Raw genomic sequence first — 11,906 nt, forward strand, 5'->3', positions numbered from 1 at the left:
TTGTGCCTACCAAATCGAAAAAGGGCGATCTACACAGATCGCCCTTTTTTATTGCCTGCTAGAAAGCTGCTGGCAACCACAGCGCCAGTTGCGGGAAAGCGATCAACAGTCCGATCAGCACCAGCAACGCCAGGCAGAACGGCAGCGCGCCGTACACCACGTCCATGAAATTGCCACGCCCACGGATGCTCTGCACCACAAACAGGTTCATGCCGAACGGCGGCGTAATCTGGCCCATCTCGCACAACACGATCAACACCACCCCAAACCACAGCGGATCGAAGCCCAAGGCGACGACAATCGGCACGATCAGTGGCGCGGTGGTGATCAGCATGGCCAGTGTGTCCATGAAACAGCCCAGTACGATGTAGAAGAGGATGATCGCCAGCAGTGTGGCCATCGGCGACAGGTTCAGGTCGGTGACAAAATTGACCAGTGTGGTGGTCAGTCCGATGGACGCCAGCACAAAGTTGAGAAAGAACGCCGACAGGGTGATGAAAATAATCATGCCGGTGGTGCGCAGGGTAGCCTCGAACGCCTGGCCCAGGCTTTGCCAGGTGAATGCCCGGCGCCACAGGCCCAGGCCAAAGGCACTGAGCACCCCCAGCGCGGCTGATTCGCTGGCCGTGGCGAAACCGCTGTAGATCGAACCAATCACCAAAGCGAAGATGGCCAGCGGCGGTAGCAGGTCAGGCAGGCAGGCCAGGCGCTCGGCCCAGCGGGTAGTCTCCTTGCGGCCGCCCAACTGTGGGCGAATCAGGCAGGCCACCACGATCAGTGCGGTGAACAGCATGCTCAGGATGATGCTGGGAAGCGTCGCGGCCAGGTACAGCTTGGGCACTGACACGTTGGCGATCAAGGCAAACAGGATCATGTTGATCGAGGGCGGAATCAGGATGCCCAGCGTGCCGCCGGCGGCAATCGAGCCGAGAAACAGCGGCGCGTTGTAGCCTTTACGTTCCTGTTCAGGGATGGCCAGGGTCGAAATGGTAGCGGCGGTCGCCACGCTGGAGCCACTGGTGGTGGCGAACAGTGCGCTGGCGCCGATGTTCGAATTCATCAGGCCACCCGGCAACCACGACAGCCACTTCTCGACGGCCTGGTACATGCGCCCGGCGACGCCTGAACACACCAGCAGCTCACCCATCAGGATGTACAAAGGGATCGCCACCAGCAGGAATTCGCTGCTGGTGTTCCAGGCAATTTCGCCCATGGCGCTACTCAACGGCAGCGTCGAGAACAGCTGCGACAGCGACATCCCCAGCAGGCCGACACTGACGGCGGCGGCTACGCTCAACGCCAATAGCGCCAGCAGCATGAACAGGGTAAGGCTCAGCATGGCGTGCGCTCCTTGCCCGGGGTGCTGTCTGGGTAACGTTCTGCCTGGATGTCCTCTTCCACCGAGTTGATGCCGATCAGTGGGCTGATAGCGTGCCAGCGGCCCTTCAGCAAGTGGCCCAGGCAGGTGATCGCCAGGCTCGCGAGGGTCAGGGCAAAGAACAGGTAGCCGGCGAACCACAGCGACTGGGGTATCCACTGTGGTACCTGCAAGGGCGTGTTCGACACCGAACGGTATTCGATGGAGTCCCACAGCACGTTCCCTGCGTGGTAGGCCAAGGTGCTGACCAGCAGCGCCATGCAGGTGAGGGCGAACAGGTCGAGTGCCACCCTAGGCCGCAGGCCTAGGCGCGTGTAGAGGATGTCCACGCGTATGTGCGCGCGTTTCAGCAAGGTGACCGGAAACGCCCAGGCGCTGGTGATCGCCAGCACGTACCCGGCCATTTCATCGGCGCCGCCCAGGGAAACACCCAGGGCCTTGCGCAATATCAAGTCGATGCTGATCAGCAACGCACAGGCGAGCAGGGCGAAGCCGCCGACCCAGGTGCTGGCTTTGGCAATGGTGCTGATGACACCCATGCCTGAGCGGGCGGTGTGCATGTCGGTAGTCTCCGGGGCAAGGTGGCTCATGGGGCGAGGCGCATGCCGATGGCATCGCCCACGGTGGCATTCCAGCGCGCTACGCAAGGGCCGCCGCAGCGTTTGCCCCAGTCATTGGCGATGTGCAGCGCAGCCTGGCGCAGCGCCTGTTTTTCGCTGGCGGTCGGGGCCGAGGCGGTCATGTGCGCGGGGTGGTGAATCTGGCAATCAGGGCTGCCGACATTGCAGGCTTCGGCATAGCGGTTTTCATTGGCGGTCTCGCGCCACAAGGCGTCTTCCAGCACCTGCGATTGCGCCTGCAGCAATTGCTGTACCTCGGGCGGCAGTTGCTGCCAGCGCTTCAGGCCGATGCCATAAAAGCCGATCGACCAATCGACGGGCAGGTTGTAGAGGTAGCCTGCAACGTCGTACCACTTGGCGGCATTGCCAGAGCCAATACCGGTGATGGCGCAGTCGATGACGCCGGTCTGCATGGCGGTCACTACTTCGGCAAAGGGCAGGGTGACCGGCGCGGCACCGATAGCCTTGACCAGTTCGGCCATGCTGCGCCCGCGTGTGCGGATTTTACGGCCCTGCAGGTCGGTCAACGCGTGCACGGCGTCGCGGCAGAAGAACACCTGCGCGGTATACGGCACGGTGGCCAGCAGCTTGATGCCGTGGCGCTCGGCCATGCGTTGTTCCAGCACCGGCTTGTAGGCGTCGGCGATGGTGTGGGCAGTGTCGATGGTATCGGCCAGGCCGGGCAGGTCCACGCCCTCGAAGGTGGCATCGTCGCCGGCCACGAAGGCGAACACGCCCATGCCGATATCGACTGCGCCAAAACGCATCAGGCGAATGATCTCCGGCCCTTTCAGGCCACTCTCCGACAACCCCAGCAACTGCGCGGTGACCTTGCCTTGCGATTGCGCTGGCAACGTCTGGTTCCAGAACGGCTGTTCAACCGCGCGGAACGTGTAGTTGTGGCTGCCACCGCCGACCACGTTGAAGCGGATCACAGGCGGCGCTTGTTGCGGCGCAGGCGTGTCCGCAAACGCAGGCGAATGACTGAGCAGCGCGCCGAGCGCCAGGGGGATGAGCAGGGGGCTGAACTTCACGGTAGTCCTCTTGTTCTTGTTCGGGAGCTACTTCAGGCGATGTTGAGTCAGCGTGGGCGGGACGCCGCCTCGATGGTCGGCCGCGAGCCGACGATATCAGGGAACTTCTCACCCTTGGCCAACCGCGCCAGTGTGTGCTTTTCGTTGCGCTGAAAGTCGATGGCACGCTGAGCCAGTTCGATGACCTGGCCCGGGCGCAGAAACACCATGCCGTTTTCGTCGGCCACCACCGCATCGCCGGGGTGGACAATCACCCCGCCACATTGGATGGCCGTGCAGAACTCGCCTTCCTGGCCGATCACGCGGGTGGTGATCGCGCTGGCGCCGCGGGACCACACAGGCACCCCATGCTCGCGGATTTCGCCCAGGTCGGTGACATAGCCATCGACGATGATCCCGGCCACGCCCGCCTGTTTGGCGGCGTACGCCATGGCGCCACCCAACGCGGCGGTAATGCGCTCGCCGCATCGGTCTACTACCAGGAAGTCGCCTGGGCGCACGCAGCCCATGGCGTAGTGCAAAATCCCACCATCGTTACCGGGCATCCTCACGGTGACCGCAGTACCGACGGCCCGCACATTCTGAAAGTGGGCCTTGATGTGGGGGTTGGCAATACCGTGGGTAATGAAGTGGCCGATCGTTGCCGGTTCGGCGTTGATCAGTACTTCAAGTTCGGTGGCGTTGATCGGGGCGGGCAGTGCTTCGATAATATACATAGGAAGTTCTTGTTATGCCGGATGCTTTTTCGAAGGGTTTCGGTCATCCTAACAAGCACGCCGAACGGTCGATAATAAAAATCCGTAAGCAGTTACCGGAGCAGTTTTTATCATGCGTATTACGCTGATGCAGATCGAGGCGTTCTACTGGACCGCCCGCCTTGGGGGTGTTCACGCGGCCTCCCGCCATCTTCACCTGACCCAACCTGCGGTGTCGGCGCGGATCAAGGAAATGGAGTCGCTGCTCAGCGTCAAGTTGTTCGACCGCAGCAAGCAGCGCATGAGCCTCACCGCAGATGGCCATACCGCCTTGCGCCATGCCGAGCTGGTGCTTAACAACAGCACGCAACTCGAGCAATTTGCCGCACAGCAAAAAAAGCACCGGCGCTTGCGCCTGGGCGCGGACGAGTGCTCGGCCATGGTTGGGCTGACCGCGGTGATCAGCGATATAAAGGCGCACTTCCCGGAGATCACCCTGGAGATTTCCATCGACGTCGGCGCCGTGCTCAACCGCAAGCTGAACGATCATGAACTCGACATCGCGCTGCTGACCAACCCGGCCACGCGTGAGGATGTGACCGATGTGTTTCTCGGCTGGATGACCTTCCAGTGGGTGGCCGCGCGGCACCTGGACGTGGCCCAGGGGCCTTTTTTGGCGGAGCATGCCCGGCACTATTCGATCGTGACCCACAGTGCGCCATCGACACTGTATTCAGTGGTGGACCGCTGGCTGAAAGAAAGTGGCTCGGTCAGCCATGCCTTTCATTCAAGCAATTCGCTGGCCTTTATTGCCAAGATGGTCTCGGCGGGGCATGCCATTGGAATTTTGCCTGTGCCATTGATTCGCGACATGTTGGCCGTGGATATGCTGAAGACCTTGCCGTGCGATCCGCCGATTCCGCCAGCCAAGTTCTGCCTGTCGTATTTGACCGAACGCCCGGATATGCAACTCGACACCTTGGTGTCGATTATTCGCGCGACCTTGGTCAAACAGAATTTCTTGGTTGATTAGTTAGTCGCTTTTATAAGGCAGCAATCGGGCCGGCCGGGCGCATGCACCCTGGCCGGCCGGCATTTACGCCAACGCGTGTTTCACGGCCGCTATCTGTTGCCCGGCCTGGTTCAGCCAGGACAGGTCACTGCCCATCAACAGCATGTCGCTGCCCATTTCGATCAAGCGTTGCGCCGTGGCCTGGTCTGCGGGGAAGCACGGCACCATCACCTGGATCGAGCGGGCGTGGCATTTCTCGATCAGCAACTGCAAACGTTGCAGCACTTCCGGGTTGCCCAGACGATAGTCGACCGGCAATTGTCGCGACAGGGAGTAGTCGGCAGGGCCGAAATGCACGGCGTCGATCCCCTCCACATCGAGTATTTCATCGATGTTGTCAAAGAACTCGTAGCTCTCGGCCATCGGCACGATCACGCTGCGGGTGTTCTCTGCCTGGGTATACGTGGCCCAGTCGAAGCCAGGCCCGGCGTAGCCTGCCGAGCGTACCGAGCTGTCACCGCCGCGGCGCCCGAGCGGGGGGAACTTGCTGTAGCGGATGATCTCGCGCATCTGCGCCGCTGTGTGCACCTGCGGCACGATCACGCCCGCCGCGCCCATTTCCAGCGCCTTGCGAATGTCCCACTCCAGCGTGCCACGCACCCGCACCAGGCCGGGGATGGCCGCGCTGGTGGCGGCCAGCAAGAGTTTTTCCATATGGCTGTCGACACCCAGCGCAGTGTGCTCGGCGTCGATGAAGACAAAGTCCAGCCCCCAGTTGCCGGCCACTTCGATGGCCATGCAGGCTGTGCTGTAGATGTTCATGCCAAAGGTGGTACCGCGTGCCATGCGGGCCTTCAGCGATGTGTGTGGGGTGTTTGGGTTCATGCTTGAGGTCTGCCTTTGGCGGGTATCAGATGCGGTAGGTTTCGGGCAGCCGGTCGCGGAACGGGTGCACTTCGAACACGCCAGGGTCGCGGATCAGCGATTTGTTGCGGGCCTTGGCCAGGTCGATCTCGACGCTGTACACACCGTCTTCGAGCCCTGCGCGTACCAAGGTCTTGCCGGAGGGTTCGATGATGTGGCTGGTGCCGATGAACTGCATGCCTTCATCCATGTCGTTGCGGTTGGGGGCGACGAAATAGACCATGTTCTCTGCCGCGCGGACGGTGCTGAAAATGTCCGGCAGCATGCGCGCCTGCTCGGGCCATGCGGCGGGCAGCACGACAATGTCGGCGCCTTCGAGCGCCAGCGTGCGCACTACCTCGGGGAAGCGGATTTCATAGCAGATGGCCAAGCCGATACGACCGATCTCGGTGTCGAATACCGGCGGTGTCCACTCGCTGGGGCGGTCGGTGAAGCGGTCGCCGATCATGAATGGCAGATGGCGCTTGCGGTGCAGGCCGATGATGCCCTGTGGGCCGATCAGCGCGGCGGTGTTGTAGACCGAGGCCTCATGCCGTTCGTAAAACCCGACCACGATCAGGATGCCGCTCTGTTCCGATACCTGCAGCAATGGCGCCAGGGCGTCGAGGGTGATGGCGCCGCGTTCGAGGTCTTCGCGGCTGTCGAAGGCGCCACCGGTGATCAGGCATTCTGCGAAGGCGATCAGGCGTGAACCTTCGGCGGCAGTCTGGCGTGCCAGTTCGGCGACTTTTTCAAGGGTGCGCGCCGGGTTGCCGGCCACCGGGTGAATCTGGGCGACGGAGATTTTCATGCTGTTCCTTATTGGCAATAGAGGGCGCCGCGGGGGCGGCGCGGGTAGCGTCACTGCGCCTGGTAGCCCATGGCCTGGTAGACCTTGCTGACCAATTCGGGGTTGATCTGGGCGGCGTACTTGTCGACCACAGGGCGGATCTTGGCCTGGATGCGTGCGAGCTCTTCGGCCGGCAGGTCGTTGACCTGCATGCCATCGCTGCGCAGGTCGGCGATGGCCTTGATATCGGCCTCGCGAGAGATCCGGCGCTGCTCCAGGCGCACTTCCTGGGCGACCTCGGTGAGCAGTTGCTGCTCGTCGCGGTTGAGGGTGTCCCAGAAGGTTTTGCTGATCAGCACGATCTGCGGGTTGTAGTTGTGCCGGGTCAGGCTCAGGTACTTTTGCACCTCGTTGAAGCGTGAGGCGAGGATCAGTGCCGCCGGGTTTTCCTGGCCATCCACGGTGCCGGTTTCCAGCGCCGTGTGCACCTCGGTGAAGGGCAGCGGGGTGGGGTTGGCGCCCAACGCCGCCCACACGTCGAGGAACAATGGCGATTGCTGGGCGCGGATCTTCAGGCCCGCGATGTCTTCAAGGTTTTGCACCGGGCGCACGTTGTTGGTCAGGTTGCGCACGCCCAGCTCCCAGAACGCCAGGCCTACCAGGTTTTTCTCCGGCAGCTGGTCGGTGAGCATCTTGCCCACTTCGCCATCGAGCATGGCATCCACCTTGGCGGTGTCGGTGTACAGGAACGGGAAATCGAGGATGCCGAAGTCGGTGACGTGGTTGATCATCAGCCCGGCGTTCCAGGTCATCATTTCCACTACGCCACCTTGCAGCGACGACAGCACCTGCACGTCGCCACCCAGCACGCCATTGGGGAAGGTGCGCACCTTGATCTTGCCATCGCTGCGTTCTTGCACTTTCTTGGCGAACAGCTCCATGCCGATGGCCGGTGGCGTGCCCTTGGGGCTGGTGGCGGCGAATTTGATCACGCGCGCGTTGTAGTCGGCGGCCATGCTCAGGCTGCTGGAAAGCAACAGGGCGGCGATGACGGCGAGCTTCTTCATGCTGTGTACCTTTTATTGTTGTGGGGATCAGTGGCCGAACCACTGGGCAGGGACGGTGACCAGTTCGGGGAAGATGACCAGCAGGGACAGCACGATGACTTCGGCGATCAGGAACGGGATCGTGCCCTTGAGCAGCGCTTCGTAGCGCATCCTGCCGATGCCGCAGACCACGTTGAGTACTGTGCCCACGGGCGGGGTAATCAGGCCGATTGAGCAATTGATCATGAACAGCACGCCGAAGTAGATCGGGTCGATGTTCGCCGCGGTCACCACCGGTACCAGGATGGGGGCGAGCAGCAGCACGGTCGGGGTCAGGTCCATGACCATCGAGATCACCAGGATCAACAGCATCAGCACCACGATCAGCAGGCGCGGGTTGTCCATCACCGGCTGGATCAGGTCGATGATCTGCCCGGGGATATCGGCGATGGTGATCATCCAGGCCGGTATCGAGGCGGCGGCGACCAGGAACATCACGGCGGCGGTGGTCTTGCCGGCGCGCAGCAGCAGGTCATTGAGCGACTTGAGGCTCAGTTCGCGGTAGATGCACGACGACACCAGCAGTGCATAGACGCTGGCCACAGCACCGGCCTCGGTGGGGGTGACCACGCCAAAGCGCAGGCCGACCACGATGATCACCGGCAGCATCAGTGCCCAGAAGCTGTCGACCAAAGCCTTGAGGCGCTCTTTGCCGCTGGCCTTCGGGCTCAGTTCGACGTCAGTGTTGCGCCGTGACATCAGCCACCAGGCCACGACCAGGGCGGCGGCGATCATCAGCCCAGGGGCGATGCCGGCCAGGAACAGCTTAGTGATCGACAGGCCGGACGCGACGCCCAGCACGACGAACCCGATACTGGGCGGGATGATCGAGCCAAGCACCGATACCGAGGCGATCAGGCCGCCGGAGCGGTCGCGGTTGTAGCCGGCGAGGACCATCATCGGCAGCAGCAGGGCGGTTAACGAGGCGGCGTCGGCCAGTGCCGAACCGGACAGGCTGGACAGCAGCACGCCGGCGAAGATGGTGACGTACCCGAGCCCGCCGCGCAGGTGGCCGACCAGGGTGATGGCCAGCTTGATGATGCGCTTGGACAGGCCACCGCTGTTCATGACCTCGCCAGCGATGATGAACAACGGAATGGCCAGCAGGGGGAAGCTGCCTGCCGAATTGATGATGTTCTGCGCGATGATCTGGCCATCGAACAAGCCCAGCAGCCACATCAGGGCCACGCCGCAGAGGATCAGGGCGTAGGCGATGGGTGCGCCGATCAGGATGGCGGCCATCAGCACGCCGACGAAGACTGACAGGGCCATTATTCGACTGCTCCGTGTTCTGCTGCCGAGGGTTCGGCCGGGGTGTGCGCGGGAAGGGTGCCCATCAGGTTTCTGACCAGTTGGGTGAAGATCAGCAGCCCGCTGAGGATGCAAAAGACCAGGCCCGCCCCATGGAACAAGGCCATGGAAATGCCGGTGGAGGGGGCGCCGACATGCAGGTTGATCACGGTCTGCTTCCAGCTGCCGTCAAGGAACAGCCAGGTCACGTAGAGCATGAGTAGTTGCGTCAGTGCCAACAGGCACCTGGCCACACCAGGCGAAACCCGGCGGGTGACGATGTCGACACCGATGTGGCCGTTTTCGTGAAGCATCAATTGGGCGCCGGCAAACACCAGCCAGACGAATGCCAGGCGGGAGATCTCTTCGCTGAAGAACAGGCCCGAGTTGAAGCCATAGCGCAGCACGACATTGGTGAAAATCAGGCAGGTGATGGCCACAAGGCAGGCGATCACCAGCGTTTTCAGAACCAGAAAGTAACTATCGATCAGTGTTTTCATGGCGCCTCCTGGAGCAGAGCTGCCCAGGGAGCGCCGAAAGCGCTTGGTGCGAGAGCGCGGACAGCAACATCCACCTGTAGGTGTAAGCGGGGCATGGGGTCACCTTTTTATTATTGGACATACGTCGTCGTACGACTGCCTGGATTGTTGTCTGAAACGCCCGGTTTCGGCTGCCTCAAGTTTTTTATCAGGGGGATAAGAAATGGCGATCAGTGCCCGGGCCGTGGCTGCGCAGGGGGCGGTGGTCGGCACATCGCGGTAGCAGGGTGTAACGTATGGTCGCGGTCCTTGCCCGGGGGCGGCATGCTAGAATCCGCCCCTTCGAATCTGGAGGTACACGCGTGCGCAAACTGGCTGTGGTAATGGCAGTGCTCGCCCTGGCGGGCTGTGAGAACGAAGTCGAAGGCGTGCACAAACAGGTGGCCGAGCACCTGCACAACCCCAAGACTGCCAAGTTCGGCAACGTGCGGATCGACACCCATGGCACCATTTGCGGCCAAGTCCGCGGCAAGGACGACGCCGGGCAGTACGAAGCCTACCGTAGCTACGTGGCGATCAAGCGTGATGGCCAATACGAGATCATCGTCGACGACAGCGGCAACAACCTGCGCATCCGCGAGCTGTGCGGTGGTGCCGACCTGCAGCGCCGCGCCGAGGCGCTGGCCGGTGAGCCGGCCCCGGAAGGCTGGGATGTCGAAGTGGTGCAGGGGGCGAACATGGGGGCCTTGAGCGACATGACGGCGCGCCTGATCGAGAAGGGCATCCCGTCTTCGGTCGAATACCGCAACGGCAAGCCAGTGGTGCTGATGGGGCCATTCCCGACCAAGGAAGAAGCCGAGGCGCGCAAGGCCGAGGTGATGGCCAAGTTGGGCACCGATTCGGTGGTCATCCAGCATGGCGCCCAGCGCTAACCCCGCAACCCACACCGTGTAGGCGCAGCCTTGTGCTGCGAAGCGGCCGGTGCAGCCACCTGAATACAGGGCGTCTGCACCGGCCTCTTCGCAGCACAAGGCTGCGCCTACAAAGGCTGGGCGTATATGCCCGTGCGGGCTATGCTTGCACTGGGAGAGCTGAACGGGGAGGGCCTCATGTCTACACTGGAGCGGGCCATTGCCGTGGCTGCCAGGGCGCATGAAGGGCAATACGACAAGGGTGGGGCGGCCTATATCCTGCACCCGCTACGCGTGATGATGCGGGTTTCCACGCCCGAGCAGCGGATCGTCGCGGTGCTTCATGATGTAATCGAAGACACCCCGATGACCCTGTCCGACTTGGCGCGTGAGGGCTTTGCACTGAAAATTCTTGCCGCGCTGCTGGCGCTGAGCCGACGTGATGGCGAGTCTTACCAAGACTTCGTCCAGCGCCTTGGTGGTGACCCCTTGGCGCGCACCGTCAAACTGGCCGACCTGGCCGATAACAGCGACCTCTCGCGCATCCCAGTTCCTGGCCCCGCCGACCTGGCGCGGCTGGCCCGTTACCGGGAGGCCAGCGCCTACCTGCAGACACTGGCTTGAGCCTCAGCCGCAGGCCTTGAGGTTCACCGGCCCGACAAACGCATTACCGCGCCCCATCACGCAGGCCACCTGCTGGTTGCGCTGCAGCTCCCATACTTGCGGCGGGTACGTTTTGTTCCACGCTTCGAACAGCTGCCGGTCCTGCTTCGACAAGCGCAGGTTGTACTGCTTGCTCATGTAGAAATACGTGCGTGCGATCATGCCGCGGATCGAAGGACGTGGCATGACCTTCTTGGCCTTGAAGTCGACTTGGGTCAGGCAACTGCCGTACTGGCCCTGCTGCTCAGGCAGCCAACCGAAACTGAAGTTGCTGCGGTCGCCATTGACCTCACCGATGCTGGGCACCAGGTTGTGCAGGTCGGCCTCGGCGCGTTTGTACACCTCATCGTGCTGCGAGCACTGTTTGCGCCCACCGTCCTGCCAACACTGGCGCTGGTGGCCGATCTGCCAGGCCGGCACGATGTGCTCCCATTCGATGCGCGAAGCCCGTTGGGCGTTCTTGCGCGGTGTATAGCCGCAAGAGGCCAGGTCAACCTTGTTGCCTTTGTACTTGCAGCCGCAATAAAACTCCGTCGATTGTGGCGCGTACAGCTTCCAGGCGACCTTCTTGGCCTCCTGGAACGTGCGTGGGGCATCGGCATGGGCGAACGGGGTGGACAACAGCAGGCAGGCTGCAGCGAAAAGCGAAACTCTCATGCGCAGTCAGTCTTCCTTGGGCACGGTCCAGAAAATCTGCACGCCGCCATCGTCGCGATGGGCGAGGGTGACGTTGTCGTTCTCGGCGATTTCTTCGAGCAGGGTCTCCCAGTCATCCGGGGACTCTTGCTCCAGGCGGAAGATCAGCGCTGCACGGCTGCGTTGGGCGGTGGGGCTGTTGATGATCTTCTGGATACGTACGCCCAGTTGTTCATAGCTGCTCGGTGTTGCTGAGGAGGTGCTGGCCACAGGCATTTCCTTGTTTTTGCTGTATGTGCGTACAGTATTTCACCGTAAGTAAATTCGCAACTGCCTGTAAGGCAAAAGTGTGTGTGGCCGAGGTGAAGGATTGGTACCATCTGTGCCAT

Annotated in this window: 14 protein-coding genes; 3 read left to right on the forward strand and 11 right to left on the reverse strand. The window is 62.1% G+C overall.

Annotated features, from left to right (window positions below; translation table 11 throughout):
• Positions 1-58: 58 nt before the first annotated feature.
• Genes MFF34_RS05210 through MFF34_RS05225 form a run of 4 tightly spaced genes read right to left on the reverse strand, consistent with a single transcriptional unit; the run spans position 59 to position 3,748 of the window.
• Positions 59-1,339, reverse strand: coding sequence for a TRAP transporter large permease (locus tag MFF34_RS05210; protein ID WP_238210809.1), 1,281 nt, complete (start codon positions 1,337-1,339; stop codon positions 59-61).
• Positions 1,333-1,968, reverse strand: a complete 636-nt coding sequence (locus MFF34_RS05215) for a TRAP transporter small permease subunit (RefSeq protein WP_238210810.1) — start codon at positions 1,966-1,968, stop codon at positions 1,333-1,335. The genes MFF34_RS05210 and MFF34_RS05215 overlap by 7 nt, the downstream gene beginning before the upstream one ends.
• Complete coding sequence (locus MFF34_RS05220; RefSeq protein WP_238210812.1) at positions 1,965-3,032, reverse strand: TRAP transporter substrate-binding protein; 1,068 nt, start codon at positions 3,030-3,032, stop codon at positions 1,965-1,967. Before MFF34_RS05220 ends, MFF34_RS05215 begins: the two co-directional genes overlap by 4 nt.
• Positions 3,033-3,079: 47 nt before the next feature.
• Positions 3,080-3,748 carry an RraA family protein gene (locus MFF34_RS05225; RefSeq protein ID WP_238210820.1) on the reverse strand — a complete coding sequence of 223 codons (669 nt, stop codon included), beginning with the start codon at positions 3,746-3,748 and terminating at the stop codon, positions 3,080-3,082.
• Positions 3,749-3,860: 112 nt separating this feature from the next.
• Between MFF34_RS05225 and MFF34_RS05230 the strand changes: the two genes are divergently transcribed.
• Complete coding sequence (locus tag MFF34_RS05230; protein WP_099428862.1) at positions 3,861-4,760, forward strand: LysR family transcriptional regulator; 900 nt, start codon at positions 3,861-3,863, stop codon at positions 4,758-4,760.
• Between the two features lie 63 nt (positions 4,761-4,823).
• Here the strand turns inward: MFF34_RS05230 and MFF34_RS05235 are convergent, their stop codons facing one another.
• From MFF34_RS05235 to MFF34_RS05255, 5 genes are read right to left on the reverse strand one after another with little or no spacing between them, the layout of a single operon-like run.
• Positions 4,824-5,624 carry an HpcH/HpaI aldolase/citrate lyase family protein gene (locus MFF34_RS05235; protein WP_238210822.1) on the reverse strand — a complete coding sequence of 267 codons (801 nt, stop codon included), beginning with the start codon at positions 5,622-5,624 and terminating at the stop codon, positions 4,824-4,826.
• 25 nt (positions 5,625-5,649) lie between these two features.
• On the reverse strand, positions 5,650-6,453 hold the full coding sequence (locus MFF34_RS05240; RefSeq protein WP_238210824.1) for a carbon-nitrogen hydrolase family protein: 804 nt from the start codon (positions 6,451-6,453) through the stop codon (positions 5,650-5,652).
• Positions 6,454-6,503: 50 nt separating this feature from the next.
• Entirely contained in the window at positions 6,504-7,499 is a 996-nt protein-coding gene (locus MFF34_RS05245; RefSeq protein ID WP_085273087.1) for a TRAP transporter substrate-binding protein, read from the reverse strand.
• Positions 7,500-7,526: 27 nt separating this feature from the next.
• Positions 7,527-8,810, reverse strand: a complete 1,284-nt coding sequence (locus MFF34_RS05250; protein ID WP_238210826.1) for a TRAP transporter large permease subunit — start codon at positions 8,808-8,810, stop codon at positions 7,527-7,529.
• Positions 8,810-9,328, reverse strand: a complete 519-nt coding sequence (locus MFF34_RS05255) for a TRAP transporter small permease (RefSeq protein ID WP_027596106.1) — start codon at positions 9,326-9,328, stop codon at positions 8,810-8,812. The genes MFF34_RS05250 and MFF34_RS05255 overlap by 1 nt, the downstream gene beginning before the upstream one ends.
• A 341-nt stretch (positions 9,329-9,669) precedes the next feature.
• On the opposite strand from MFF34_RS05255, the gene MFF34_RS05260 reads away from it, so the two are divergent.
• Together MFF34_RS05260 and MFF34_RS05265 are read left to right on the forward strand one after the other, a co-directional pair.
• Entirely contained in the window at positions 9,670-10,239 is a 570-nt protein-coding gene (locus MFF34_RS05260; RefSeq protein WP_027596107.1) for an SPOR domain-containing protein, read from the forward strand.
• A 177-nt stretch (positions 10,240-10,416) separates the two neighbouring features.
• Positions 10,417-10,842: a GTP pyrophosphokinase gene (locus MFF34_RS05265; RefSeq protein WP_027596108.1), complete on the forward strand. Its 426-nt coding sequence runs from the start codon at positions 10,417-10,419 to the stop codon at positions 10,840-10,842.
• Between the two features lie 3 nt (positions 10,843-10,845).
• On the opposite strand, the gene MFF34_RS05270 is transcribed toward MFF34_RS05265, so the two are convergent.
• Together MFF34_RS05270 and MFF34_RS05275 are read right to left on the reverse strand one after the other, a co-directional pair.
• Entirely contained in the window at positions 10,846-11,538 is a 693-nt protein-coding gene (locus MFF34_RS05270; protein WP_238210828.1) for an endonuclease, read from the reverse strand.
• A 6-nt stretch (positions 11,539-11,544) separates the two neighbouring features.
• The gene (locus MFF34_RS05275) at positions 11,545-11,787 is read right to left on the reverse strand and encodes a DUF1654 domain-containing protein (RefSeq protein ID WP_027596110.1); all 243 of its coding nucleotides are present in this window, start codon (positions 11,785-11,787) and stop codon (positions 11,545-11,547) included.
• Positions 11,788-11,906: the final 119 nt, after the last annotated feature.

This window comes from Pseudomonas sp. PAGU 2196 (genome assembly GCF_022179005.1).
GTDB lineage: Bacteria > Pseudomonadota > Gammaproteobacteria > Pseudomonadales > Pseudomonadaceae > Aquipseudomonas > Aquipseudomonas kermanshahensis.